A 26514-nucleotide genomic window follows, 5' to 3' on the forward strand; every position below is an offset into this window, starting at 1 on the left:
GGTATTCCGCGATCCTGGGTAGGTTTGATTTCACCGCTGATGTGAGGAGTCCCCCTTGACCGCCGCAGATTTCGTCGTCGTCGCCAACCGCCTGCCGGTCGACCGGGTGGAGGGACCTGACGGCGAGGAGGTCTGGCGCACGTCTCCCGGTGGGCTCGTGGCCGCCCTCGAGCCGATGATGCGCAACGTGCACGGGGCCTGGGTGGGCTGGGCGGGGCAGGCGGACGTCGAGCTCACGCCGTTCGAAGCCGGTGGGATCGAGCTGGTGCCGGTCGCGCTGAGCGCGGAGGAGATCGCGGAGTACTACGAGGGCTTCGCCAACGACACGATCTGGCCGCTGTACCACGACGTGATCGCGCCGCCGCAGTACCACCGCGAATGGTGGGACGCGTACGTCAGAGTCAACCGTCGGTTCGCCGAAGCCGCCGCCGCTGCCGTGGCGGAGGAGGGCACCGTCTGGGTGCATGACTACCAGCTGCAACTCGTCCCGCAGATGGTGCGCGAACTGCGTCCGGACGTGACGATCGGCTACTTCCACCACATCCCGTTCCCGGCTCACGGTCTCTACGCCCAGTTGCCGTGGCGGGATCAGGTGCTGCGCGGGCTGCTCGGTGCCGACGTCATCGGCTTCCAGCGCGCTCAGGACGCCACCTACTTCCTCACGGCCGTGCGGCGCAGACTCCGCTACGACGTCAAGGGACCGAACGTCTCGGTGCCTGACGGGGAGGGGACCCGCACGGCGCTGGCGCGGGCGTTCCCGATCTCCATCGACACGACGCCGTATCTCGAGCTCGCGGCCCGTGAGGACGTGCGTGCACGCGCCGCCGAGATCCGCGCGAGCCTCGGCAACCCGAAGCGCATCCTGCTCGGCGTCGATCGACTGGACTACACCAAGGGCATCCGCCACCGCATCAAGGCCTACGGGGAGTTGCTCGCAGAAGGGCGGCTCAACGTCGAGGACGTCACGCTCGTGCAGGTCGCGAGCCCCAGCCGGGAGCGCGTCGACGCGTACGTCCACCTGCGCGATGAGATCGAGCTCGCCGTCAGCCGCATCAACGGCGACACCGACACGATGGGCCACTCCGCCATCCGGTATCTGCACCAGGGGTATCCGCGCGAGGAGATGGTCGCCCTCTACCTGGCCGCCGACGTGATGCTGGTCACCGCATTGCGCGACGGCATGAACCTCGTGGCCAAGGAGTACGTCGCCAGTCGCGTGGACGATCGCGGCGTCCTCGTGCTCAGCGAGTTCACCGGGGCGGCGGATGAGCTCCGGCAGGCGGTGCGGGTCAACCCGCACGACATCGAAGGGCTCAAAGACGCGATCATGACCGCGGTGGAGATGCCCCCGGCCGAGCAGGGGCGGCGTATGAGATCGCTGCGCCGTCGTGTGCTGGACAACGACGTGAACGCCTGGTCCTCCTCGTTCCTCGCCGCCCTGTCCGAGGTGCGCGCGCGCTGAGCACCCGCGGGGCCGCGATACTGGGAACGAACCCCCTGTGATTGGAGAACCTGTGACGCGCCCCTGGATCCCCGGAACCGCCGACGACGACCTGAGTGCCCTGGCGGCGACGCCACGCCTGGTCGTTGCCCTCGACTTCGACGGCACCGCCTCGCCTCTCGTGCCTGACCCGATGGCCGCGCGCGCGCTTCCCGAGGTCGCGATCCAGGTGGAGCGGCTCGCGTCGCTTCCCGACACCGTCGTGGCGTACGTCTCCGGACGCAGCATGCACGACCTGCGGGTCATCACCGAACACACCGACGACTCCGCCATCGCCCTCGCGGGTTCCCACGGCGCGCAGTACTGGTTCCCGGGTGAGGGAGATGCCGAGATCGCGGGCGACGTCACCGAGGACGGCTCGCGTGAAGAGCTGTGGGCAGCCGCGAAGCCGATCATCGAGCGCTTCGAAGGTGCCGAGTTCGAACCCAAGACCTTCGGCATGGGCGTGCACACCCGCCGCGCGGACCGCGAGACCGAGGAGCGCGTCTTCGCCGAGATCGACGCTCTCGTCGCCGAGCGCTTCCCGCACTGGCGACGTCGGGCCGGACACCGCGTGCTGGAGTTCTCCTCGCGTGCAGAGGGCAAGGACGCGGCCATGACGGCGCTTCGTGAGCGCTTCGACGCCACCGGAATCCTGTTCGCCGGTGACGATGTGACCGACGAGGATGCGATGCGCGTGCTCGGCGAGGGCGACCTCGGCGTGCGCGTCGGTCCGGGGGAGAGCGCTGCGGCGCTTCGTGTGGACACTCCACAACAGATCGCCGCGCTTCTGGAGGCGCTGGCGGACGAACGCGCCTCCGCACGGCAATAGACTTCCGTCATGTCCTCGCATGATCCCTCCCAGAGCGCGCCCATCGACATCAAGCCCCGCAGCCGCGTCGTCACCGACGGCATCGAGGCCACGACTTCCCGAGGCATGCTCCGTGCCGTCGGGATGGGGGATGCCGACTGGGACAAACCGCAGATCGGCATCGCGTCCAGCTGGAACGAGATCACTCCCTGCAACCTGAGCCTCGATCGGCTCGCGCAGGGCGCCAAGGAGGGCGTGCACTCCGGGGGCGGCTACCCGCTGCAGTTCGGCACGATCTCCGTCTCGGACGGCATCTCGATGGGTCACGAGGGGATGCACTTCTCGTTGGTTTCCCGTGAGGTCATCGCGGACTCCGTCGAGACCGTGATGATGGCCGAACGCCTCGACGGCTCCGTCCTGCTCGCCGGCTGCGACAAGTCGATCCCGGGCATGCTCATGGCGAGCGCCCGCCTCGACCTGTCGAGCGTCTTCCTCTATGCCGGCTCGATCGCGCCGGGGTGGGTCAAGCTCTCCGACGGCACCGAGAAGGACGTCACGATCATCGACTCGTTCGAGGCGGTCGGCGCCTGCCGTGCCGGTCTCATGAGCGAGGAGGACCTCAAGCGCATCGAGTGCGCGATCGCCCCGGGCGAGGGGGCCTGTGGTGGCATGTACACCGCCAACACGATGGCATCCGTCGCCGAGGCGCTCGGTCTCAGCCTCCCCGGTTCGGCCGCTCCGCCCGCCGCGGACCGTCGGCGCGACTACTTCGCCCACCGCTCGGGCGAGGCCGTCGTGAACCTGCTCCGCCAGGGCATCACGACACGCGACATCCTCACCAAGGAGGCGTTCGAGAACGCGATCGCCCTGGCGATGGCGCTCGGCGGCTCCACGAACGTGGTGCTCCACCTGCTGGCGATCGCTCGCGAGGCCGACGTCGACCTGAGCCTGCACGACTTCAACCGCATCGGCGACAAGGTTCCCCACGTCGCCGACATGAAGCCGTTCGGCAAGTACGTCATGAACGACGTCGACCGTCACGGCGGCATCCCCGTGATCATGAAGGCGATGCTCGACGAGGGCCTCCTGCACGGTGACGCTCTCACGGTCACGGGCAAGACGCTCGCCGAGAACCTCGCCGATCTCGACCCGCAGCCGATCGACGGCGAGGTCATCCACACGTTCGACAACCCGATCCACGCGACCGGCGGACTCACGATCCTGCACGGTTCGCTGGCTCCTGAGGGTGCCGTCGTCAAGACGGCCGGCTTCGACGCCGCCGTGTTCGAGGGCCCCGCCCGCGTGTTCGAGCGCGAGCGCGCCGCCATGGACGCCGTCGCGGAGGGCGAGATCGAGCCCGGTACCGTCATCGTCATCCGCTACGAGGGGCCCAAGGGCGGACCGGGTATGCGCGAGATGCTCGCCATCACCGCTGCCATCAAGGGCGCTGGACTCGGAAAAGATGTACTACTCTTGACGGACGGACGATTCTCAGGCGGCACAACCGGCCTGTGCATCGGCCACATAGCACCCGAAGCGGTGGACGCAGGTCCTATCGCCTTCGTGCGCGATGGTGATCTGATACGGGTCGATATCGCAGCTCGCTCTCTCGATCTACTCGTCGACGACGCAGAGCTCGCCTCCCGCCGTTCTGGCTGGGAGCCGCTTCCCCCGCGCTACACCCGAGGCGTTCTTGCCAAGTACTCGCGCCTCGTGCGGTCCGCCGCCGAGGGAGCGACCACCGGCTGACCCGGACGCTCCGGCATCCGGTGTCCTCCACAGATCATCAGAAGGAAAGTCATGACTGCTGACTCCGCCCCGGCTGTGCCGAGGCCGCCCGCCCGTCAATCCTCTGCTCCGGAGATCACCGGCGCCGAGGCCGTCGTCCGCTCGCTCGAGCTGCTCGGTGTCACGGATGTCTTCGGCCTGCCCGGCGGAGCGATCCTCCCCGTCTACGACCCGCTGATGGATGCCAAGGATCTGCGACACATCCTGGTGCGGCACGAGCAGGGAGCCGGTCACGCGGCCGAGGGGTACGCCTCCGCGTCCGGCAAGGTGGGCGTGTGCATCGCCACCTCCGGCCCGGGTGCGACGAACCTCGTGACCGCGATCGCCGACGCCTACATGGACTCGGTGCCGATGCTGGCCATCACCGGTCAGGTGTTCTCGACCCTGATGGGGACCGATGCGTTCCAGGAAGCAGACATCGTGGGCATCACGATGCCGATCACCAAGCACTCGTTCCTGGTGAAGGACGCGGCCGACATCCCGGGCGCGATCGCCGCGGCGTATGAGATCGCCGGCACCGGTCGTCCGGGTCCCGTGCTGGTCGACATCACGAAGGATGCGCAGCAGGCGACGGCGCCGTTCGTGTGGCCGCCCAAGATCGATCTCCCCGGCTACCGCCCGGTGACCAAGGCGCACGGCAAGCAGATCCAGGCCGCAGCCACCCTGCTCGCCGAGGCCAAGAAGCCGGTGCTGTACGTGGGCGGTGGAGTGATCCGCGGCAAGGCGTCGGCCGAGCTCCTGGAACTCGCGGAATCCACCGGAGCGCCGGTCGTCACCACGCTGATGGCCCGTGGCGCGTTCCCTGACTCGCACCCGCAGCACCTCGGCATGCCGGGCATGCACGGCACGGTTCCCGCCGTGCTGGCGCTCCAGGAGGCCGACCTCCTCGTCTCGCTCGGCGCACGGTTCGACGACCGCGTGACAGGCAAGGCGGCGCTCTTCGCCCCGAACGCCAAGGTCGTGCACGTGGACATCGACCCCGCGGAGATCTCGAAGATCCGCACCGCGGATGTGCCGATCGTGGGAGATGTCCGCGACGTGCTGACCGATCTGGATGCCGCGTTCCGCGGTGCCACCGCCAGCGCGAAGCCCGACATCGAGGAGTGGTGGTCGTACCTCGATGGCCTCCGCACCGAGTTCCCGCTCGGCTACGCGCCGACGACCGACGGCCTCCTCGCTCCGCAGTACGTGATCCAGCGCATCGGCGAGCTCACCGGTCCCGAGGGCATCTTCGCCTCGGGTGTCGGCCAGCATCAGATGTGGGCGGCGCAGTTCATCAAGTACGAGCGCCCGAACGCCTGGCTGAACTCCGGCGGTGCCGGCACCATGGGCTACTCGGTGCCCGCGGCGATGGGTGCGAAGGTCGCAGAGCCGGAGCGTCACGTCTGGGCGATCGACGGCGACGGCTGCTTCCAGATGACCAATCAGGAGCTCGCGACCTGCACCATCAACAACATCCCGATCAAGGTCGCGATCATCAACAACTCCTCGCTGGGCATGGTGCGCCAGTGGCAGACGCTGTTCTACGACGGCCGCCACTCGAACACCGACCTCAACACCGGGCACGGCACGGTCCGAATCCCCGACTTCGTGAAGCTCGCCGAGGCGTACGGCTGCCTGGCGATCCGCGTGGAGAAGGAGGAAGAGGTGGATGCCGCCATCCAGCTCGCGCTCGAGACGAACGACCGCCCCGTGGTGATCGACTTCGTCGTGAGCGCCGACTCCATGGTGTGGCCGATGGTCCCGCAGGGCGTCAGCAACAGCTACGTCCAGTACGCCCGCGAGCACGCGCCCGACTTCGACCAGGAGGACTGATCCATGTCGACTCACGTGCTGAGCCTGCTGGTGGAGAACACCCCAGGACTCCTCACCCGCGTCGCCGGGCTGTTCGCCCGTCGCGGCTTCAACATCGACTCCCTCGCCGTCGGCGTGACCGAGGTGCCCGGTATCTCCCGCATCACGGTCGTCGTCGACGTCGAGGAGCTGCCGCTCGAGCAGGTCACGAAGCAGCTCAACAAGCTGATCAACGTGATCAAGATCGTCGAGCTCGATTTCTCGACGTCGGTCCAGCGCGAGCACATGCTCGTGAAGGTGCGCACCGACAACGCCACGCGCTCGAACGTGATCGAGGTCGTGAACCTCTTCCGCGCGTCGGTGGTGGATTACGCCTCGGATGCGCTCGTGATCGAGGTGACCGGCGACAAGGGCAAGGTCGACGCCATGCTCCGTGCACTGGAGCCCTTCGGCATCAAGGAGATCGCGCAGTCGGGTCTTCTCGCCATCGGGCGCGGCGGTAAGAGCATCACCGAACGCGTCCTGCGCGGCTGACCATCCCGAGCAACACAGTCTTCGCCGCTCCTGGAGCGCGCGAATCCCGACGAAACGCAAAGAACAAGGAGAAACACACAGTGAGCACCGAGATCTTCTACGACGCCGACGCAGACCTGTCCCTGATCCAGGGCAAGAAGGTCGCGATCGTCGGCTACGGCTCGCAGGGCCACGCCCACGCGCAGAACCTGCGCGACTCGGGCGTCGAGGTCGCCATCGCACTGAAGGAGGGCTCCAAGTCCGCCGCGAAGGCCGAAGAGGCCGGCTTCCCCGTGAAGACCGTCGCCGAGGCCACCGAGTGGGCCGACGTCATCATGATCCTCGCGCCGGACCAGCACCAGCGCATCATCTACAGCGAGTCCATCGCGCCGAACCTCACGGCCGGCAAGACGCTCGCCTTCGCACACGGCTTCAACATCCGCTTCGGCTACATCGACGCACCCGAGGGTGTCGACGTGATCCTCGTCGCTCCGAAGGCTCCGGGCCACACTGTCCGTCGCGAGTTCGTCGCCGGCCGTGGCATCCCGGACATCATCGCCGTCGAGCGCGACGCATCGGGTCACGCCTGGGACCTCGCCCTCTCGTACGCGAAGGCCATCGGCGGCACCCGCGCCGGCGTCATCAAGACGACCTTCACCGAAGAGACCGAGACCGACCTGTTCGGCGAGCAGGCCGTGCTCTGCGGTGGCGTGAGCCACCTCGTGCAGGCTGGCTTCGAGACGCTGACCGAGGCCGGCTACCAGCCGCAGATCGCCTACTTCGAGGTGCTGCACGAGCTCAAGCTCATCGTCGACCTGATGTGGGAGGGTGGCATCGCCAAGCAGCGCTGGTCGATCTCCGACACCGCCGAGTTCGGCGACTACGTCTCGGGCCCGCGCGTCATCGACGAGCGCGTCAAGGAGAGCATGCAGGGCGTGCTGGCCGACATCCAGTCGGGCGCCTTCGCGAAGCGCTTCATCGACGACCAGGACAACGGGGCCGAGGAGTTCCTCGCGCTGCGCGCCAAGGAGGAGCAGCACCCCATCGAGGTCACCGGCAAGGAGCTGCGTTCGCTCTTCGCCTGGAAGCAGCAGGACGAGGACTACGTCGACGGCAGCGCTGCGCGCTGACCTGAGTCCAGCCTGACCTGAGTCAAGAAGAACGGGCGCCCCCTCGGGGGCGCCCGTTCTTTCGTCTTCATCCCGGCGGGTCAGGTCCGGGTGAGTTCCTCGAGGATCTCGATCACGTGTCGGTAGGAGCGGCCGGTGGCCCTGGTCATCCCGATCTCGCACGTGCGGTTGGCCGACACGAACGCATCGAAGCCGCCGCGCTCCTCCTCCGCGGCCGCGATCTCCGCGGATTCCTGTGCGGTCGCACTGGCGGTGAGTTCCGGATGCAGCATCCCGCGGTCACCGGCGAACGCGCAGCAGCCCCAGCCCTCCGGGATGAACACGTCGTCGGCGACGGCGGCCGCGATCGCGGTCAGAGCGCCCGTCGCCCCGAGGGCGGTCGTCGAGCACGTCGGGTGCACAGCCACCGTCGGGAGCTTCGCCGGCACGGTCAGCCGCGGCAACACCTCACGGGCGACGTAGGTGGTCGCATCCTCGATCCGGAGCCCGGCGTACTTCGGATTCTTCGCCACGGACTGCGCGAGCATCACATCGAGGCCCTCGGTGCAGGATGCGGCGTCGCACACCACGGGGAGCTCTCCCTGGCGGCTCGCCTCCCAGAGGGAATCCAGTACCCGGTCGGACATGAGCCGGTAACCGTCGAGGTGGCCCTTGGATTTCCAGGGCGTGCCGCAGCAGAGGCCGCCGTTCTCCTCCGGGATCACCAGGGGGATCCCGGCGCGGTCCAACAGCTCACGCAGCGCGTCCCTCGATCCCTGGCCCTCGCCCTCCGCGCCGAACATCGTGCCGATGCACGCGCCGAAGAACACGACCTGCGCATCGCTCGGGGCCGCGGGGCGCGGAGGCTTCGACCCGCCGCGGGGGAGTCCCGTGTCGTAGAGCGGGAGCGTGTCGGCACCCAGAACGGCGCGTCCCACCTGGGTCACGCCGCGGACCAGCGGAGCCGGGAGCGCGTCGGCGACTGTGAGGGCGATGCCGCCGGCCCGGGTGACCGTGCTCCAGTGCTTCGCCGCCGTGCCCCAGAGGGCACCCTCGACCGCGTTCGACTGCTCGGCCCGCAGCCGACGAACCAGGTCGCCGGTGTTGATGTCGACCGGGCACGCCACGCCGCACATGCCGTCGACGGCGCAGGTCCGCACGCCGTCGTAGTCATAGTCCTTCTGCAGATCGCGCAGCAGCTCGGTGTCGCCCTGCTCTTCGGCCCAGGCCATGTCGCGGCGGATCACGATGCGCTGACGCGGGGTGAGCGTGATGCTCTTGCTCGGACACGTCGGCTCGCAGTATCCGCACTCGACGCAGCGGTCGACCTCGTTCTCGACCGTGGGAACGCGCTTGAGGTCGTGCAGGTACGAGTCGGGGTCGTCGGAGAGGACGACGCCGGGGTTGAGGATGCCGTCGGGATCGAGCAGGCCCTTGATCTCCCACATCATGTCGGTCAGCTCGTCGCCGTACTGGCGGCGCACGAACGGCGCCATGATGCGACCGGTTCCGTGCTCGGCCTTCAGCGAACCCTGCTGGGACAGCACCAGGTCGACCAGGTCGTCCGTGAACCGGCGGTAGCGGGCGACGCTGTCGGCGTCGTCGAAGCGCTCGTTGAGCAGGAAATGGACGTTCCCGTCCTTCGCATGACCGAAGATGACCGAGCCCTCGTAACCGTGCTCGGCGAACAGTTCGATCAGTCGCTCACAGGTCACGAGCAGGCGGGGGACAGGGACGACGATGTCTTCGAGCAGAGCGGTCGTGCCGGAGGGACGCGCACCCGCCACCGCCGTGTAGAGACCCTTGCGCACATGCCACAGCGCCGCCCGCTCGGCGGCGTCCGTCGTGAGTCGAGGCGCCACGGCCAGCGGCAGGGCCTCGAAATGCACCTGGGCGGCGGCGCTCGACTCCGTGAGGGACGCAGCATCGGAGGCGTGGACTTCCACGAGCAGGGCCGCATGCCCCTGGACGTCGATCTCCGCGATCGCCGCCGGGACATCGCTCAGACCCTGTGCCACGCGCAGCGATGCGGCATCCATCAGCTCGATCGTCGCGAGGCCGAGACGCGTGAGGTCGGGGAGTGCGGTCATGGCGGCCGACAGCGTCTCGAACACGAGCAGACCGGTGGCGATCGCCGGACGAACCTCGATCGTGCGGAACCGTGCCTCGGCGACGAACGCGAGGGTGCCCTCGGACCCGATGATGAGGTGCTCGAGGATGCGCACCGGATCGTCGAAGTCGAGCAAGGCGTTGAGGCCGTAGCCCATGGTGTTCTTCATCGAGAACTGCTGCCGGAGGAAGGCGACGTGCTCCGGTGCGGCGAGCAATCGGGCGCGCAGGGCCAGGAGCCCGTCGGCGATCGCCGGTTCCGCGGCGCGCAGCAGCTCGTTCGCGTCGGGTCGTCCGGTGTCGAGGATCGTCCCGCTCGGGAGCACGATCGTCATCGATTCGATGGTCTGGTACGAGTTCTCGGTGATGCCGCAGGCCATGCCGCTGGAGTTGTTCGCCACGACCCCGCCGATCGTGCAGGCGATCTCACTCGCCGGGTCGGGCCCGAGCTTGCGGCGGTGGCGTGTCAGCCGGGTGTTGACCTGGCGAACCGTGGCTCCGGGACCGACGCGGACGAATGCGCCGTCGTCCTCCACGCGGATGTCGCGGAAGTGGCTGCGCGTGTCGACGAGGATGTCGCCGCTGACGCTCTGCCCCGACAGGCTCGTCCCGCCGGAGCGGAAGGTCATCGTGCGTCCCGCCGCACGCACGGCGCCGAACGCACGGGCGACGCCCTCGGCATCCGCGGGGGAGAGCACCGCATCCGGGATGAGCAGGTAGTGCGAAGCGTCGTGTGCCCGGGCGAAGCGGTCGATGGACCGGGAGTGCACCTCGGTCGTGGGGCCCAGTAGTGCGGGATCCAGCGGTTCGGCGAGTGTGGTCGGCACGGTGCTCCTCTGCTCCGTCGAAAGATTGTCTGACAAGTGTACCGACGGCGGGGCGTTTCGTTAGACTGACCGGATGACCATGAGCTCGGACGCGCCGCTCGGCATCGTCGGCGTGGTCGACGCCGTCACCGCTCAGCTGCGCGGACGCATCCTCCGCGGCGAGATCGGCTCCGGCACGCCGCTCACGGAGTCAGCCGTCTCGCAGACGTTCGGGGTGGCCAGGCCGAGTGCGAAAGCAGCCATCGAACAGCTCGTCGCCACCGGACTCCTGGTGCGCACCGCGCATCGAAGCGCCCGCGTCGTCGGGATCGACTCCGAGACCGTGCGCGACGTCTATCGCACGAGGGCACGGCTGGAGAGCGCGGCGCTGCGCGAACTCGCCGTGACCAGGACCGTTCCGGACGCTGCCCGCGACGCCAACGCCGAGATCCTCGCGATGCCGGCCGGCCCCGACCCGGCGACTGTCGGCCCTGATCTGCGCTTCCACACCGCGCTCATCGACGCGCTCCAGAGCGAGCGGACCGGTCGCATGTACCGCAGCGTCCTCGACGAGGTGCGACTGTGCATGGCGCAAGTGCAGGGCCGCCGCCTGCTCGACGCTGCGGTGATCGCTGCCCAGCACGCCGACATCCTCGACGCGGTCGAGTCCGGAGAGGGCGAGCGTGCGGCCGCCCTCCTCGAGGCGCATCTCACTTCGGCCGAGGAGAGGCTCGTCGAAGCGCTCGACGCTGACTAGAGCCGATCGGCCGTCACTCGGCCGGGGCCTCGTCGACGACGATGGGCGCTTCCGTGGAATCCGCCCATTCCGGCGCGGGGAGGACGGTGTCCACCTGCCCCGCCTGGATCGCTCGCAGCGCCTCGGTGATCTCCTCGTCGTTCTCGGGAACGGGAAGGTCGCATGCACGCAGCTCGGAGGCGAACTGCAGCGTCAGCCGGTTCTTGCCCGCTTCCACGGCCTGTGCCGTCGTGCCGGTGATGATCTCGCTGCCGGTCTGGATCGCGGAGACCTCATCGCAGACGTGGTACACCTTGCCGCCCTCGACCCACACGACCTCGTCCTTGCCGAGCAGCTGGATCACGGCGGACTGATCGGCCGTGTACTGCTCGACCGACGGCGGAGCGAAGTCGACGCCGAGGACGACGGCGAGAGCCGCGAGGGCTACTCCGACGATGCCGGCCGTCGTCTTCTGGCCCTTGTCCATGTCCTTGTTGAGGAAGATCAGGATGACGAGGGGGAGGAAGGCGACGATCGCGATGATCGCGCCGAGCTGGTTCTGCACGAAGAACCGTGTCTTGTCGGACTTCCGCGCGGGGTCGAGGCGATTCGCCTTCTTCCAGAGCACGGACCCGGTGATCGAGAGTGCGGCGATCACGACGAGCAGCACGAGGAGTGCGATGAACGCCCACTGCGGGAACGTCGCCGTGACGCCGTGCTCCTCGAGCAGTCCGGTGTCGGGGTTGCGGAGGAGCTGTCCGTCCTCGCCGACGTAGACGCGCTGGCGCAGCAGCCAGAAGATGCCGACGGCTTCGCCGATGATCGCGATGGCCCAGAGCACGGCAGCGATCCAGCGGAAGCGGGTGGCCTTCGCTTTCGCCTCGGGAGTGGGGACCCATCCGGCGGGCGGCTCGGTGTTCGTGCTGCTCGCCGCAGGCCGCTCGACGTCGGCGTTCTTGTTGTCGCTGTCGGCCACGGTGCTCCCCTTTTCCCTCCGGTGCCCGCCATACCGGCTCAAGGCAACCCCGAGCATAGTGGACCGGGTGTCCTACTCTGGGGAGATGACTTCCGATTCCGACGACGCCCTCAGCTGGGAGGGCGACGACGCCGCGGCGCCGCAGGATCGCGCCCTTCCGCACGGCTGGAACGCCGTGGGCAGGGGCAGCGAAGAGGTGGGGACGGTCGAGGATGACGGCACCGTCACCCCCGCTGCGACCGACGCGCCGGCGGGCATGAGCACCATGATGCTGTTGATCCTCGGGGTCGTCGGCGGCGTCTATCTCCTCTACACGATCGGCTGGATCGTCGGCGGACTGCGACTCAAGCCGCTGGCCTCGTTCCTCGTCGACGACGCCATGTTCCTGCCGTGGTTCGTGCTGGCGATCGCCGCGCCGGCGCTGTGGTTCCTCGCGACCTGGGTCCTGACCCGGGGGAGGGCCGCGTGGATCCGCGTCGCCGTGCTGCTCGCGGGCGTGGTCCTCCTCGTTCCCTGGCCCTTCGTCACCGTGGGGGTGATCGGATCGTGAGTGCGTCTTCCGCTCCTCAGCAGGTCTCGGCGGGCTCGCCCCGCTGGCTCGTCGGACTCGTCATCGGGCTGGCAGGGCTGTTCTACGCCTACGCGGTGTGGAACGCCGTCGCACACCTGATCACGATGGCGCAGACCGGATTGACCGGTGGGGGATGGGCGACACTCCTGTTCGGCGTCGCCTTTCCCGCCATCGTCTTCGCGTTCGCGTTCGTGATCGGGCGACGACGCAATGTCGGAGAGCTCTCCCTGGTGTTCCTCGCGGGACTCGGCATCGTCGCGGTCTTCTGGATGAGCCTCATCGCGCTCAGCCTCACGATGCCGAGCGCCTGAGTCGCACACGGTCACACGGCACGGAGGGCCTCGAGCGCTCGGGTAGAGTTGACGCGATCGCGCCCCCATGGTGTGCGGCGCATCGGCCACTCCCGCCTGCCGCGCTGCCCCGAAGGATCCACTGTGCCGAAGCCCGTCGTGCTCATCGCCGAAGTACTCTCTCCCGCCACCATCGAGGCCCTCGGCCCCGACTTCGACGTCCGCAACGTCGACGGCACCGACCGTGAGGCGCTGTTCGCGGCGCTGGCGGATGCCGATGCCGTGCTGGTCCGCTCGGCGACCCGCATCGATGAGGAAGCGCTCACCCACGCGCCGAAGCTCAAGGTCGTCGCCCGTGCCGGAGTCGGCCTCGACAACGTCGACATCAAGGCGGCCACGGCTGCCGGCGTCATGGTCGTCAATGCGCCGACCTCCAACATCGTCTCCGCCGCCGAGCTCACGGTCGGCCACATCCTGAGCCTCGCCCGCCGCATCCCCGCCGCGCACGCCTCGCTCTCCGCAGGCGCCTGGAAGCGCAGCTCCTTCACGGGAGCCGAACTCTTCGAGAAGACGGTCGGCATCGTCGGCCTCGGTCGCATCGGTGCGCTCGTCGCCGCGCGCCTTGCCGCTTTCGACATGCGTGTCGTCGCCTACGACCCCTACGTCACCTCGGCGCGCGCCCAGCAGCTCGGCGTGCAGCTCCTCTCGCTCGATGAGCTCGTCGCCGAGTCCGACTTCCTCACGATCCACATGCCGAAGACGCCGGAGACCACTGGCATGATCGGTGCCGAGCAGTTCAAGGCCATGAAACCGACCGCGTTCGTCGTCAACGTCGCGCGCGGCGGCCTGATCGACGAGGAGGCGCTGCACGCCGCCCTCGTCGCGGGAGAGATCGCCGGTGCGGGCCTCGACGTCTTCACCTCCGAGCCCCCCGCAGAGGGTGGCACCGCTCGTCCGCTGCTCGATCTTCCCAACGTCGTCGTCACCCCGCACCTCGGTGCGAGCACCGAGGAGGCGCAGGAGAAGGCCGGTGTCTCGGTCGCCCGATCCGTGCGTCTCGCGCTCGGCGGCGACCTGGTGCCCGACGCGGTCAACGTCGCCGGCGGTGTCATCGACCCGTACGTGCGCCCCGGTATCTCGCTGGTCGAGAAGCTCGGTCAGATCTTCGCGTCGCTGGCGACCTCGCCGCTCACGAGCCTCGACGTCGAGGTGCACGGTGAGCTCAACGACTACGACGTGAGCGTGCTCAAGCTCGCCGCTCTCAAGGGCGTCTTCACGAACATCGTCAGCGAGACCGTCTCCTACGTCAACGCGCCGCTCCTCGCAGACCAGCGCGGCATCGCCGTGCGCCTGCTCAAAGACGACGTGAGCGATGAGTATCGCAACGTGATCACGCTCGCCGGCGCGCTGTCGGACGGGTCCCAGCTGTCGGTGTCCGGCACGCTCACGGGCCCGAAGCAGGCCGAGAAGCTGATCGGCATCAACGATCACGCGCTCGAGCTGCCGATCGAGAAGCACCACGTCGTCATGCTGTACACCGACCGTCCCGGCATCGTCGCGGTCTACGGTCAGAAGTTCGGCGAGGCGGGCATCAACATCGCCGGCATGCAGATCGCCCGCGAGGCGGCCGGTGCACAGGCGCTCAGCGTTTTGACGCTGGACTCCCCGGTGTCCGACGAGCTGCTCGACGACGTGCGCGACGCGATCGACGCCGACCTGTTCCGTCAGATCGAGATCACCGAGGTCTGATCGAAGGCTGCAGACAGGAGGGCGGGAGCGTGATGCTCCCGCCCTCCTCTGTAGGGCGTTGCGGTCAGGCTGTCGCCTTCAGCACCAGCGCGATCAGCTCGGCGAGCTCGTCGCTGCGGGGGACCAGACGCTCGGGCCCGTGCACGTCGAGCGAGTTGTTGAAGTAGAGCCCGTCGCTGACCAGCATCACGAGGTCGAGGCTCGCCGTGTCGCGCACGTGCGGACGGATCGTCTCGGCCCAGCGTCGTCGGGTCTCACGCAGCATGTCGGCTGCCGGCACGGATCCGCCCTGCGCGAGTCGGGTCGCGGCGATGAGTGCGCGGTCGAGTGCGTCGTCTTCCATCACCGATGTGCGCACGTAGTACGCGACGGGACCTTCCTCAGCGGACGACATCCGTTCCAGGTCGAGTGTCGTGAGGTTGTCGAGGCGGTCCATCAGCCCGGCTTCGAGGTCATCCTTCGAGCCGAAGTGGTAGAGGAGCCCGCCCTTCGACACCCCCGCGGCCTTGGCCGTCGCGTCGAGTGTCGCCGCACGTTCGCCGTCTTCGATGAGGATCGCTTCGAAGGCGTCGAGCACCTTCTCGCGGGCGAGGGGAGGTCGGGGCATCGTGGATCCTCTGCACAGGGGAGCGGCGGGAATTCTGTTACTATACCATCCGGACGGTTCACTAACGATGCCGCCGAAATTGTGAGAGGTGTTCCATGACCCGTACTGCGTCGATCCCGACGACAGAGACGGATGCTCCCCGCGTCGGAGCCCGCGGCTGGGCGGCGCTTGTCGTCCTCATGCTGCCGGTGCTGCTGGTGTCGGTGGACAACACGGTGCTGAGCTTCGCGCTCCCCGAGATCTCCATCGCGCTCGCCCCCACCGGGGCCGAGCAGCTGTGGATCATCGACGTGTACCCCCTGGTGCTCGCCGGGCTCCTGGTGACGATGGGCACGCTGGGCGACCGCTTCGGCCGCCGGAAGATGCTGCTGATCGGTGCGACCGGCTTCGCCGCCGTGTCGGCTCTCGCCGCCTTCGCGCCGACGGCCGGGCTGCTCATCGCCGCCCGCGCGCTCCTCGGTTTCTTCGGCGCCATGCTGATGCCGTCGACCCTCTCGCTGCTGCGCTCGATCTTCCAGAACCGCGACCAGCGCCGCATGGCGATCGCGGTGTGGGCCTCGGCGTTCTCCGCCGGTTCCGCCCTCGGACCCATCGTGGGCGGATTCCTCCTCGAGCACTTCGCCTGGGGATCGGTGTTCCTCATCGCCGTCCCCGTGCTCATCCCGCTCCTGATCGCGGCACCGCTGCTCGTCCCGGAGAGCCGCGACCCGAACCCGGGCCGCATCGACCTGATCAGCATCGCGCTCTCGATGGCGACCATGATCCCCGTCGTCTACGCGATCAAGTCGCTGGCCGTCGACGGACCGAGCCTCACTGCCGGCGCATGGGCTCTGCTCGGCTTCGGCATGGGGTACCTGTTCGTCCGTCGCCAGCTGCGCTCCCGGACGCCGATGCTCGACATGGCGCTGTTCCGGCGAGGCTCATTCTCCGGGGCGATCCTGGTGAACCTGCTCAGCGTCGTCGCGCTCGTCGGCTTCCTCTACTTCGTGTCGCAGCACCTGCAGCTGGTGCTCGGGCTGTCGCCGATGATGGCGGGCTTGGCACTCGTCCCCGGCATGCTCGCGATGATCGTCGCCGGCCTCTCGGTCGTGCCCGTCTCGCGCCGCGTGCCGCCGCACATCGTGATCCCGGTCGGACTCGCGTTCTCGGTGGCGGGCTACCTGATCGTGGCATTCACGACCCACGCGCACGGAGTGCTTCCCCTCGTCATCGCCTTCGTCGTGCTCGGCATCGGCATCGGGGCGGCGGAGACGATCTCGAACGAGCTGATCCTCTCCAGTGCCCCCGCGGCGAAGGCCGGCGCGGCGAGTGCCGTCTCCGAAACCGCGTACGAACTCGGCGCCGTGCTCGGCACCGCGGTGTTGGGTGGCATCATCACCGCGTTCTACCGCGGCGCGCTCGTGCTGCCCGAAGGGCTGCCGGCCGATGTGGCGCACGCGGCGGGGGAGACCCTGGCCGGCGCCTACACCGCGGCGCAGGAGCTCCCGGGGCAGCTCGGGACAGCGCTGTGGGATGCGGCTGCTGCCGCGTTCGGCTCCGGTGTGATGGTGACGTCGCTGATCGGCGCTGCCCTCGTAGTCCTCGCCGGTGTCATCGCGGCCGTCACACTGCGCAAAGCCCCCTCGCACTGACCAGTACGCTGGGAGGACCGGCCCGCTCGACCCCGTCGGGCCCGGCCGGTCCATCCCCGTGCAGTGCGCAAGGAGTGTCATGTCGCGTGTCGTGAAGCTGGCCGTCATCCCCGGTGACGGCATCGGTCCCGAGGTCATCGCCGAGGCGGAGAAGGTGCTCGACGCCGTCACCGCGTCCAGCGATGTGGTCTTCGACAAGACCCGTTTCTCGCTGGGTGCCGGGCGCTTCCTCGAGACCGGCGACACCCTCACCGACGACGACCTCGCATCGATCGCCGCGAACGATGCGATCCTGCTCGGTGCGGTCGGAGGCACGCCGGGCGACCCGCGTCTGAAGGATGCGAACATCGAGCGGGGACTGCTGCTGAAGCTGCGCTTCACCCTCGACCACTACGTGAACCTGCGGCCGTCGAAGCTCTTCGCGGGCGCGCCCGGCCCCCTGGCGGATCCGGGTGAGATCGACTTCGTCGTGGTCCGTGAGGGCACGGAAGGTCCCTACGTCGGCAACGGCGGTGCGATCCGCAAGGGCACGCCGCAGGAGGTCGCGAACGAGACTTCGGTGAACACGGCCTTTGGTGTGGAGCGCGTCGTGCGCTACGCCTTCGATCTCGCCGAGCGCCGCCGCAAGAAGCTGACTCTCGTGCACAAGACCAACGTGCTCGTGCACGCAGGAGCCATCTGGCAGCGTGTCGTCAACGAGGTCGCCGCCGAGCACCCCGACGTGACCGTCGACTATCTGCATGTCGACGCGGCCACGATCTTCCTGGTCACCGACCCCTCGCGCTTCGACGTGATCGTCACCGACAACCTGTTCGGCGATATCCTCACCGACCTCGCGGGAGCCGTGACCGGCGGTATCGGACTCGCGGCATCGGGGAACATCAACCCCGACGGCGCGTTCCCCTCGATGTTCGAGCCCGTGCACGGTTCGGCGCCCGACATCGCGGGCCAGCAGAAGGCCGACCCGACCGCGGCGATCCTCTCGATCGCACTGCTGCTCGACCACCTCGGCCTCCCAGAGGAATCCGCACGCGTGAGCGCGGCGGTCGAGGCCGACATCGCCGCACGCACGGCGGCACGAACGACGGCGGAGATCGGCTCCGCGATCACTGCGCGCCTCTGACTGCAGGCGTAGGCTGAACGGGCGCGACGATGCGCCCACCCACGAGGAATGGATGATGAGATGACGACCATCGATGCCGAGGCGACCGTGGCTCCCCTGGAGTTCCTCGTCATGAAGAACCTGAACGCTGTGTCACCCGACCGTCTCGCCGAGGCGCTGGAGAATCCGGGCTTCGGCGTGGTCTTCACCGATCACATGGTCGACATCTGCTGGTCCGCCAAGGGCGGGTGGCACCGCCCGCGCGTGCAGCCGTACGGTCCGATTCCGCTGGATCCCGCCGCATCCGTCCTTCACTACGCGCAGGAGATCTTCGAGGGCATCAAGGCCTACCGTCACGCCGACGGCTCGATCCACACGTTCCGTCCCGACCGCAACGCCGCGCGCCTGCAGGCCAGCGCCCGCCGCCTCGCGCTGCCGGAGCTGCCGACCGAGTACTTCATCCAGTCGCTGCGCGAGCTCATCGCCGTCGACGGCCGCTGGGTGCCCACCGGGGCGGACCAGAGCCTCTACCTGCGGCCCTTCATGTTCGCCAAGGAGGCCTTCCTCGGCGTCCGCGCCGCCCAGAAGGTCGCCTACTACGTGATCGCCAGCCCTGCGGGCGCCTACTTCACGGGCGGCGTCAAGCCGGTGCGCATCTGGCTCTCCGAGGAGTACGCTCGCGCCGGCAAGGGAGGCACGGGAAAGGCGAAGACCGGCGGCAACTATGCCTCCAGCCTGCTCGCACAGAGCGAGGCCAGCGCGAAGGGCTGCGACCAGGTGGTCTTCCTCAACGAGAAGCGCGACGTCGAAGAGCTCGGCGGCATGAACGTCGTCTTCGTCTTCAAGGACGGCCGGGTGGTGACACCGGAGTCGGACAGCATCCTCGAGGGCATCACGCGCGACTCGCTGCTGCAGCTCGCGGAGGACCGCGGCTACACGGTCGAGAAGCGTCCGATCTCGATCGACGAGTGGCGTGAAGGCGTGGCTTCCGGAGACATCGTCGAGGTGTTCGCCTGCGGCACCGCGGCAGTCGTCACTCCGATCGGTGCGCTGGTCGGCGACGGGTTCGACGAGCCGCAGCCGCTGGGCGAGCTCGCCCTCTCGCTGCGTGAGGAGCTCACCGACATCCAGTACGGTCGCCGCGAAGACAAGCACGGCTGGCTCCTGCGTCTCGACGCCTGAGCCGCGGGAGCGCTCGGTAGGCTGGATCCATGAAGATCGCCCGGTTCAGCCACGACGAAGCCATCATGTACGGGATCATCGACGAGCGCGAGCTCGTGGTGCTCGCCGGAGACCCGATGTTCACCGGGTACGAGACCACCGGCGCGCGTGTGCCGCTCGCGGATGCTGCGCTGCTCGCCCCGGTGATCCCGCGGTCGAAGGTCGTCTGCGTCGGCAAGAACTACCACGACCACGCCGCCGAGATGGGGGGAGTGGCTCCCGAGGAGCCGCTGCTCTTCCTGAAGCCCAACACCTCGGTGATCGGCCCCGGCGACGCGATCGTGCGTCCGACCCTCTCCGAGCGCACCGAGTACGAGGGTGAGCTCGTCGTGGTGATCGGCAAGATCGCGAAGAACGTGAAGGCCGAGAACGCACTCGACTACGTGCTGGGCTACACGATCGGGAACGACGTGACCGCGCGTGACCTGCAGCGCAAGGACGGCCAGTGGTCGCGTGCGAAGGGCTTCGACACGTTCTGCCCCCTCGGGCCGGTCATCGAGACCGATTTCGACCCGGCGAACGCCACCATCGAGACCCGCGTGAACGGAGAGGTGCGGCAGCACGCACCGCTGACCGACATGATCCACTCCGTGCCGGCGATCATCGAGTACGCCTCCGCCGTGTTCACCCTGCTGCCCGGAGACGTGATCATGACGGGGACGCCGGCCGGTGTCGGCACGTTCGAGGCCGGCGACGTGGTCGAGGTCGAGATCTCGGGACTGGGCATCCTGCGCAACAGCGTGCGCGACGCCGTACCCGCACCATGAGCGATGTCGCCCTGACGGCGACGCAGCAGGCGACCGTCCAGCGGCGGACCGTACTGGTGCTGTCCTTCGGGCAGGTGCTGGGCGGCATCGCCTTCGGCGCCACGGTGTCGCTCGGCGCTCTTCTGGCGGCGGACATCTCGGGGAACGATGCGCTCTCCGGCCTGGCGACGGCGTCGGTCACGTTGGGAGCGGCGGCGTGCGCCATTCCGCTCGCGCGTCTCGCCGCGCGCGTCGGGCGGCGTCGGGCACTCACCCTCGGCAACCTGTTCGCGCTGGTCGGCATCGCCGTCGTCATCCTCGCCGCCTCGGTGCGGGTCTTCCCCCTGCTGCTGGCGGGCATCCTGATGATCGGCGCCGGCAACGCGGGCAACCTGCAGTCCCGGTTCGCGGCCACGGATCTGGCAGCACCTCAGCATCGCGGCCGTGATCTCTCGATCGTCGTCTGGTCGACGACCATCGGCGGGGTCGCCGGGCCCTTGCTCCTCGGTCCCGGAGAGATCGTGGGGCAGGCGGTCGGCATGCCGCCGCAGACCGGCTCCTATCTGTTCTCGTTCGTCGCGCAGTGTGCGGCTCTGGTGCTGTACCTCGTAGCCCTCCGCCCCGATCCGCTGCTCGCTGCGCAGCGTCTCGCGAAGGTGGCGGCGGCGACGACCGGGGCCGTGGTGCTCGACCGCCCTCGTGTAGCGCGCTACGCGATCTTCGCGGTCGCCGGATCCCACGTGGTGATGGCGTCCGTGATGGCGATGACGCCGGTGCATCTGTCGCACATGGCGCACGGCGCGCAGGGCATGGCTCCCACTCCGGCCGATGTGTCCGCGCTCGTGGGTATCACGATCGCTTTGCACGTCGGCGGCATGTACGCCCTGTCGCCCGTGTTCGGCGTGCTCGCCGACCGCTGGGGGCGTCTGCGCGTGGTGCTGTTGGGTCAGGTGCTGCTCGCCGGTGCGCTGGCGTTCGCCGTGTTCACGGGCACGGAGGCCTGGGGCGTGATGGTCGCGCTCATCCTGCTGGGGCTGGGCTGGAGTGCGGCGACGGTCGCCGGTGCCGCACTGCTCACTGAGGCCTCCGCACCGGAGCTGCGCACCCGCAGGCAGGGCCGCAGCGACTCGCTGATGAGCCTCTCGGCGGCAGCCGGATCGGTACTGGCCGGGGTCGTCCTGGCGAACTTCCAGTACGCGGGGCTCGGTGTGGCCGCGTTCATCCTGGTGATCGCGATCGTCGCCCTGTCTCCGCTGGCTCGCTCCGGCACCCGATGAAGGACTGGGCCGGGGTCGGGGAGGCATACGCCGCCTCGTACGCGGACCTCTGCGCCGGAACCTTCCCCGTGATGCGTGACGCGCTGGGCACGCCTGGCGACCGCAACCTGCTCGATGTCGGTGCCGGCGACGGCACACTCGCCGAAACGTGGTCGGTGGGTGGATGGGATGTCACCGCCTGCGAACCGGAGGCGTCGATGCGCGCCGTCTCGCGGCGGCGGCATCCTGCGATCGAGCCGGTCGACGGTGCACTGCCCGATCTTCCGTTCGCCGACGGCACGTTCGACGTCGTCGTCGCGAACTTCGTGCTGAATCACGTCGCCTCGCCACGCGAATCGGCCGCCGAACTGCGCCGGGTGAGTCGCGGCATCGTCATCGCGACCACCTGGACGCTGTCGCCCTCCTGGCTCTGGGCCGAGATCACGGGACGTGCCGGGCTGAAGCCGTTCGCGGGCGCGAGGCTTCCGGCTGCGGAGGATTTCGAGCGGACGCCCGAGGGTTTCGCACGGATGCTGAGGGAGGCGGGCCTGGGCCATGTCGCCGTCGCGGAGCATGAGTGGACCTGGAACGCGCGGCCGGAAGCACTCTGGGCATCGGTCGAGGGCGGTGTCGCCGGTGCGGGCGCTCTGTACACCGGACTGGATGCGGGCGATCGGCGACGTTTCCGCGCGGCCTTCGACCTCGTCGTCGAGCAGCGGCGGAGAGGTGGCGTTCTGCCCCTCGAGCACCGGGCGGCGATAGCCGTGGCGACGGACGCCTGAACGCTCACCGCCCGCCAGCGGAGACGACCTCGTCCCCGTAGAATCGAAGGGCTATGGCTACCCCTCACCCCCTCACCACGACTGTCAGTGGTGCCGACGTCCGCGTCCGCTTCTGCCCATCGCCGACCGGTCTGCCGCACGTCGGCATGGTCCGCACGGCGCTCTACAACTGGGCGTACGCACGCCACAACGGCGGGAAGATGGTGTTCCGCATCGAGGACACCGATGCCGCCCGCGACAGCGAGGAGAGCTTCCGTCAGCTCGTCGATGCGCTCACCTGGCTCAAGATCGACTGGGACGAGGGTGTCGAGGTCGGCGGACCCCACGCTCCGTATCGGCAGTCCGAGCGCCACGACATCTACCGTGAGGTGATCGACAAGCTCATCGCCACCGGGGCGCTGTACGAGAGCTACTCGACGGCGGAGGAGATCGACGCGCGCAACGAGGCCGCAGGCCGCGCCAAGCAGCTCGGCTACGACAACTTCGACCGCGACCTCACCGACGAGCAGAAGGCGGCATTCCGCGCCGAGGGCCGCCAGCCCGCCCTGCGCCTGCGCGTGCCGGACGAGGACGTCACCTACGTCGACCTCATCCGCGGCGAGGTCACGTTCCCCGCGGGTTCGTTCCCCGACTTCGTGGTCGTGCGGCCGAACGGCGTGCCGCTGTACACGTTCGTGAACCCTGTCGACGACGCGCTCATGGGCATCACCCACGTCCTGCGCGGCGAAGACCTCATGCCCTCCACCGCGCGCCAGCTCTCGCTGTATGCGGCGCTGATCGACGCCGGTGTCACGACCTTCGTTCCGCGCTTCGCGCACATGCCGCTCGTGCTGGGCGAGACCGGCAACAAGAAGCTCTCCAAGCGCGACCCGCAGGCCGACCTGTTCCTGCACCGCGACCGCGGCTTCATCCCCGAGGGGCTGTTGAATTACCTGGCGCTGCTCGGGTGGTCGATCGGTCCGGACCGCGACGTGTTTTCGCTCGACGAGTTCACCGCGGCGTTCGACATCGAGAACGTCAATCCGAACCCGGCACGCTTCGACCAGAAGAAGGCCGAATCGATCAACGGCGACCACATCCGGATGCTGGGGGAGAAGGACTTCGCCGAGCGGACGATCCCGTATCTCGCGGCGGCCGGCCTCTTCGACGAGCCCACGCACGAGCAGCTCGTGATGGCCTTCCGGGTCGCACCGCTCGTGCAGGAGCGGGTGCAGCTGCTGGGCGAGGTCCCCGGTATGGTCGGGTTCCTGTTCGAGGACGAGGTCTCCTACGCTGAAGACGCTCTCAAGGGTCTGCCGGCGAATGCTGCGGAGGTCCTCGATGCGTGCGTCAGCGCCCTCGAGCCCGTGGAGGATTTCGTGCCCGAGAAGATCCAGGAAGCGCTGGCCACGGCGCTCGTCGAGAAGCTGGAGCTCAAGCCGCGGATCGCTTACGGGCCGCCGCGGGTCGCCATCACCGGCCGTCGGATCTCGCCGCCGCTGTTCGAGTCGATGGAGCTGCTCGGCAAGGATGAGTCCCTGCGTCGTCTGCGGTCGCTCTCGGCATTCCTCGCGAGCTGAGCGCGACGCGCCCGAGCGGCGGTGCGCACCGGTGGTTTTGGTGTTCCGCCGTCGCTCGGGTAAGCTTGAATCTCGGTGCGAGGCTCCGGTTTCGCCCTTGGGGTATGGTGTAATTGGCAACACGGCGGTTTCTGGTTCCGTTGTTCTTGGTTCGAGTCCAGGTACCCCAGCAAGACGAAAACCCCCGCTCAGGCGGGGGTTTCGTCGTTTCCGCGGGTACTGATTCCCGCTGGCGGCAGGCAGCTGTCGACGCCGACATCCATCGAACGGACGAGGCCGGCGGGGTTCGCACGCAATAGGCTCCGATCATGGCCCTGGAGTCTCTCTTCCTCCGTCTCGACCGGATCGCGGGCGGGCGGCAGGCCGGCGTCGCGATCAGCGAGGCCGACCGCACGCACCCCAAAACCGTGCGAGCGTTCACGTGGATCCTCTGGCTCCTCGTCGTCGAACTCGTGATCGGTGTGGGCGCCGTCATCGTCGCGCTGGTGCTGGCGGTCGATGGCGAGTCCGTCTCCGTCGCCGTCTGGATGCGAACTCTGGTCGTCCTCGCGATGACCGCGACATTGTTCTACTTCGCGTGGCGCGCGCAGTACGGCTGGCGATGGGCCTATCAGCGGCTGCGACTGTTCGCCCAGATTTTTCCCGTCATCACGCTCGTGATGGCCGCGATCCCCGGCCTGTACCCCCTCTGGATGGTGTCCGAGCAGATCGTCTTCAGTCTGATCATGATCGGCATAGCCGACTTCCTCACGAGCGATCACATGCGCCGTACCTTCGCGCGACCTCCGGCCGACGCCGAATAGCACGGCGGGGCGCGCGACGCCACTCCCTATCGCTGCACTTCGGAGACCGGCATCCTCGGCGGAGACGACTTCAGGGGAGGAGCACGAATGGCCAGACTGGTTCGAGTCGCACCGGATGAGGATCCGGGCTTCCGACGGGTTCGCTCGGGATCGGGTTTCCGCTACGTCGACCCCGCAGGCGAGACCGCACCGGAGGCGGATCGCGAACGCATCAGCGATCTGGTCATCCCTCCCGCGTGGCACGACGTGTGGATCGCGGCGGACCCGCTCGCGCACATCCAGGCCGTGGGGATCGACGGCGCGGGGCGCAAGCAGTATCTGTACCACCCGCTGTGGCGCGTGAGCCGTGATCGCCGCAAGTTCGTGCGAGCGCTCGACCTTGCGGCCGCGCTCCCCGGTGCCAGAGCTCAGGTGACCAGGGCGCTCAAAGAGGAAGGGCAGACCAAGGAGCGCGCTCTGGCTATCGCCTTCCGCCTGCTCGATGATGCGGCGCTCCGCATCGGCTCCGAGCGATACCTCGTGCGGCACGGCAGCCGCGGGCTCACGACCCTTCGCCGGCGCGACGTGCGCGTGTCCGGCAGCGACGTGGCGTTGTCCTTCCCCGCGAAGAGCGGCCGCACCGCCTCGATCGAGATCACCGACGAGTCGCTCGCGGACGCGCTGACCGATTTCGCCGCAGGGAAGTCAGGAGCTTTCCTTCTGGCCTATCGCCGCGGTCGCCGCCGCGTGCGCATCACTCCGGCCGAGGTCAACACCTACCTTCGCGAGGTGACGGGGGCGTCTTTCACGGCCAAGGACTTCCGTACCCTGCACGGGACCGTCATCGCGGCCGATGCACTCGCCCGGATCGGCGAGCTCGACCGTCGCAAAGATCGGGACCAGGCCGAGCGACTCGCCGTGCAGGCGGCCGCGACCGCGCTCGGGAATACGACGGCCGTCGCGCGCGGCAGCTACATCGATCCGCGGGTCTTCCGTCAGTACGCACGGGGACGCACGCTGGACCTCTCGGTGACGCCGGAGACGGCCATACGGCGGCTCCTGGGCGGGCCGGAGATCTCGAAGAAGGTCACCCGGCGAGCTGCAGCCAGACGACAGCGATGAGCATCGGGATGAGTGGTGTGGCCACCGCGACGATCACCGGCCACCACCGGATGCGGGTGTCCACGCTCCGGGCGCGCTCCGTGAGCGTGTCGCCGTCGCGGCGATAGGACTGTGGGTCGAGAGGTTCCGCTGCCTCGTCGCGGTACAGCAGCGTCCGTCGTCCGAACCGATCGTGCAGCGCGGCGATCACGGTGAGGAATCTGTGGAGCTCGCTCTCGTCGGTGAGGTCGACTGCAGGAAGGTACAGGTGCAGCGTGCTGTCGACGATCTCCAGATCGAGGTCGGCGCTCTCATCGAGAAGGATCGCCATCAGATCGGGTGTGAGCACATACAGCGCGTCGGTCTCGTAACCGTGCGGGACGGACACCTCGAACACATCGCTGAAGTTGCCCTCCAACCGCAGCTGCGAGCGGCCGGTCGGTCGTCGCGGAAGCACACTGAGCGCTCCACCGCCCCGACGCGAGCGGAGCGTGATCCTCGGCGCTTCCGACGGGAGGGGGATACGCACGGCGCGCGCGGTATGCGTCGTCGCTCCCTCGCGGTCGCCGACGACGAAGATGCGCTCGACGCTGTCGAACGGGAGGCTGGTGTGGAGTGCATCGAGGTGGTCCTGGGCGGTGCGGCTCCCACGGTCTATCTGCTCGTCGATGGATCCGCCCCAGATACGGTCGCCGATGTCTGCGCGGTACGTCCACCCGAGCGCCTGCGCGATGGCTTCGAGGTTCGCGCGTCGCCGTCGATGCTGCACGACTGCGAAGGTCGAGGTGGCGACGAGTACAGCGCCCGCGACGATCGTCGCCAGCTGTGCGAGGAGCAGGGCGGCACCATCGAGCCCGAAACCCACAGGCAGCAGATAGAACGCGACGCCGGCGGCGATCGCCAGATAGGCCGCCGACGCGGCAATCAGTCGGAAACCGCCCCGCACGGGGGCTCCCGCGTGCGGGGCGGACGTCGGTTCCGAGTGCGCGAGCACC

General features: G+C 68.5%; 23 protein-coding genes and 1 tRNA gene. 20 read left to right on the forward strand and 4 right to left on the reverse strand.

Going from position 1 to position 26514, the window contains the following annotated elements:
* Positions 1-55: 55 nt before the first annotated feature.
* The 6 genes from GZ67_RS0108690 (at position 56) to ilvC (ending at position 7516) form a co-directional block, all read left to right on the forward strand.
* The gene (locus GZ67_RS0108690) at positions 56-1462 is read left to right on the forward strand and encodes an alpha,alpha-trehalose-phosphate synthase (UDP-forming) (RefSeq protein WP_029263581.1); all 1407 of its coding nucleotides are present in this window, start codon (positions 56-58) and stop codon (positions 1460-1462) included.
* 52 nt (positions 1463-1514) lie between these two features.
* On the forward strand, positions 1515-2312 hold the full coding sequence (gene otsB, locus GZ67_RS0108695) for a trehalose-phosphatase (protein ID WP_029263580.1): 798 nt from the start codon (positions 1515-1517) through the stop codon (positions 2310-2312).
* A gap of 9 nt (positions 2313-2321) precedes the next feature.
* On the forward strand, positions 2322-4040 hold the full coding sequence (gene ilvD / locus GZ67_RS0108700) for a dihydroxy-acid dehydratase (protein ID WP_029263579.1): 1719 nt from the start codon (positions 2322-2324) through the stop codon (positions 4038-4040).
* 51 nt (positions 4041-4091) lie between these two features.
* Complete coding sequence (locus GZ67_RS0108705; RefSeq protein WP_029263578.1) at positions 4092-5894, forward strand: acetolactate synthase large subunit; 1803 nt, start codon at positions 4092-4094, stop codon at positions 5892-5894.
* 3 nt (positions 5895-5897) lie between these two features.
* Positions 5898-6407, forward strand: coding sequence for an acetolactate synthase small subunit (gene ilvN, locus GZ67_RS0108710; RefSeq protein ID WP_029263577.1), 510 nt, complete (start codon positions 5898-5900; stop codon positions 6405-6407).
* An 80-nt stretch (positions 6408-6487) separates the two neighbouring features.
* Complete coding sequence (gene ilvC / locus GZ67_RS0108715) at positions 6488-7516, forward strand: ketol-acid reductoisomerase (RefSeq protein ID WP_029263576.1); 1029 nt, start codon at positions 6488-6490, stop codon at positions 7514-7516.
* A gap of 80 nt (positions 7517-7596) precedes the next feature.
* Here the strand turns inward: ilvC and GZ67_RS0108720 are convergent, their stop codons facing one another.
* On the reverse strand, positions 7597-10431 hold the full coding sequence (locus tag GZ67_RS0108720; protein ID WP_029263575.1) for an FAD-binding and (Fe-S)-binding domain-containing protein: 2835 nt from the start codon (positions 10429-10431) through the stop codon (positions 7597-7599).
* Between the two features lie 73 nt (positions 10432-10504).
* On the opposite strand from GZ67_RS0108720, the gene GZ67_RS0108725 reads away from it, so the two are divergent.
* Positions 10505-11167 (forward strand): GntR family transcriptional regulator, encoded by a 663-nt coding sequence (locus GZ67_RS0108725; RefSeq protein WP_029263574.1) that lies wholly within the window; start codon positions 10505-10507, stop codon positions 11165-11167.
* A gap of 13 nt (positions 11168-11180) precedes the next feature.
* Here the strand turns inward: GZ67_RS0108725 and GZ67_RS0108730 are convergent, their stop codons facing one another.
* The gene (locus GZ67_RS0108730; RefSeq protein ID WP_029263573.1) at positions 11181-12122 is read right to left on the reverse strand and encodes a hypothetical protein; all 942 of its coding nucleotides are present in this window, start codon (positions 12120-12122) and stop codon (positions 11181-11183) included.
* Positions 12123-12207: 85 nt separating this feature from the next.
* Between GZ67_RS0108730 and GZ67_RS0108735 the strand changes: the two genes are divergently transcribed.
* The 3 genes from GZ67_RS0108735 (at position 12208) to serA (ending at position 14732) form a co-directional block, all read left to right on the forward strand.
* A complete protein-coding gene (locus GZ67_RS0108735; protein WP_029263572.1) occupies positions 12208-12672 on the forward strand; it encodes a hypothetical protein in 465 nt (154 codons plus the stop codon).
* On the forward strand, positions 12669-13004 hold the full coding sequence (locus GZ67_RS0108740; protein ID WP_029263571.1) for a hypothetical protein: 336 nt from the start codon (positions 12669-12671) through the stop codon (positions 13002-13004). The genes GZ67_RS0108735 and GZ67_RS0108740 overlap by 4 nt, the downstream gene beginning before the upstream one ends.
* Before the next feature lie 123 nt (positions 13005-13127).
* A complete protein-coding gene (serA, locus tag GZ67_RS0108745) occupies positions 13128-14732 on the forward strand; it encodes a phosphoglycerate dehydrogenase (protein WP_029263570.1) in 1605 nt (534 codons plus the stop codon).
* A 64-nt stretch (positions 14733-14796) separates the two neighbouring features.
* On the opposite strand, the gene GZ67_RS0108750 is transcribed toward serA, so the two are convergent.
* Positions 14797-15339 carry a TetR/AcrR family transcriptional regulator gene (locus GZ67_RS0108750; protein WP_029263569.1) on the reverse strand — a complete coding sequence of 181 codons (543 nt, stop codon included), beginning with the start codon at positions 15337-15339 and terminating at the stop codon, positions 14797-14799.
* Positions 15340-15434: 95 nt separating this feature from the next.
* Here GZ67_RS0108750 and GZ67_RS0108755 point away from each other — a divergent pair, with 95 nt between their 5' ends.
* The 10 genes from GZ67_RS0108755 (at position 15435) to GZ67_RS0108800 (ending at position 25540) form a co-directional block, all read left to right on the forward strand.
* Positions 15435-16970: an MFS transporter gene (locus tag GZ67_RS0108755; protein WP_029263568.1), complete on the forward strand. Its 1536-nt coding sequence runs from the start codon at positions 15435-15437 to the stop codon at positions 16968-16970.
* 79 nt (positions 16971-17049) lie between these two features.
* Positions 17050-18093 (forward strand): 3-isopropylmalate dehydrogenase, encoded by a 1044-nt coding sequence (locus GZ67_RS0108760; RefSeq protein ID WP_029263567.1) that lies wholly within the window; start codon positions 17050-17052, stop codon positions 18091-18093.
* A gap of 60 nt (positions 18094-18153) precedes the next feature.
* Positions 18154-19254, forward strand: coding sequence for a branched-chain amino acid aminotransferase (locus tag GZ67_RS0108765; RefSeq protein WP_029263566.1), 1101 nt, complete (start codon positions 18154-18156; stop codon positions 19252-19254).
* A 29-nt stretch (positions 19255-19283) separates the two neighbouring features.
* Positions 19284-20060: a fumarylacetoacetate hydrolase family protein gene (locus GZ67_RS0108770; RefSeq protein ID WP_029263565.1), complete on the forward strand. Its 777-nt coding sequence runs from the start codon at positions 19284-19286 to the stop codon at positions 20058-20060.
* Positions 20057-21316, forward strand: coding sequence for an MFS transporter (locus tag GZ67_RS0108775; RefSeq protein WP_029263564.1), 1260 nt, complete (start codon positions 20057-20059; stop codon positions 21314-21316). Before GZ67_RS0108770 ends, GZ67_RS0108775 begins: the two co-directional genes overlap by 4 nt.
* 71 nt (positions 21317-21387) lie before the next feature.
* The gene (locus tag GZ67_RS0108780; RefSeq protein ID WP_231481749.1) at positions 21388-22077 is read left to right on the forward strand and encodes a class I SAM-dependent methyltransferase; all 690 of its coding nucleotides are present in this window, start codon (positions 21388-21390) and stop codon (positions 22075-22077) included.
* A gap of 53 nt (positions 22078-22130) precedes the next feature.
* Positions 22131-23636, forward strand: a complete 1506-nt coding sequence (gene gltX, locus GZ67_RS0108785; protein ID WP_029263562.1) for a glutamate--tRNA ligase — start codon at positions 22131-22133, stop codon at positions 23634-23636.
* A gap of 98 nt (positions 23637-23734) precedes the next feature.
* A tRNA-Gln gene (locus GZ67_RS0108790) sits at positions 23735-23806 on the forward strand.
* A gap of 138 nt (positions 23807-23944) precedes the next feature.
* Positions 23945-24439 carry a hypothetical protein gene (locus GZ67_RS0108795; RefSeq protein ID WP_029263561.1) on the forward strand — a complete coding sequence of 165 codons (495 nt, stop codon included), beginning with the start codon at positions 23945-23947 and terminating at the stop codon, positions 24437-24439.
* Between the two features lie 87 nt (positions 24440-24526).
* Entirely contained in the window at positions 24527-25540 is a 1014-nt protein-coding gene (locus GZ67_RS0108800; RefSeq protein WP_029263560.1) for a DNA topoisomerase IB, read from the forward strand.
* Here GZ67_RS0108800 and GZ67_RS0108805 read toward each other — a convergent pair.
* On the reverse strand, positions 25506-26513 hold the full coding sequence (locus tag GZ67_RS0108805) for a hypothetical protein (protein WP_029263559.1): 1008 nt from the start codon (positions 26511-26513) through the stop codon (positions 25506-25508). The genes GZ67_RS0108800 and GZ67_RS0108805 overlap by 35 nt on opposite strands.
* Between the last annotated feature and the right edge of the window lies 1 nt (position 26514).

The organism is Microbacterium sp. Cr-K20, from assembly GCF_000708325.1.
GTDB lineage: Bacteria > Actinomycetota > Actinomycetes > Actinomycetales > Microbacteriaceae > Microbacterium.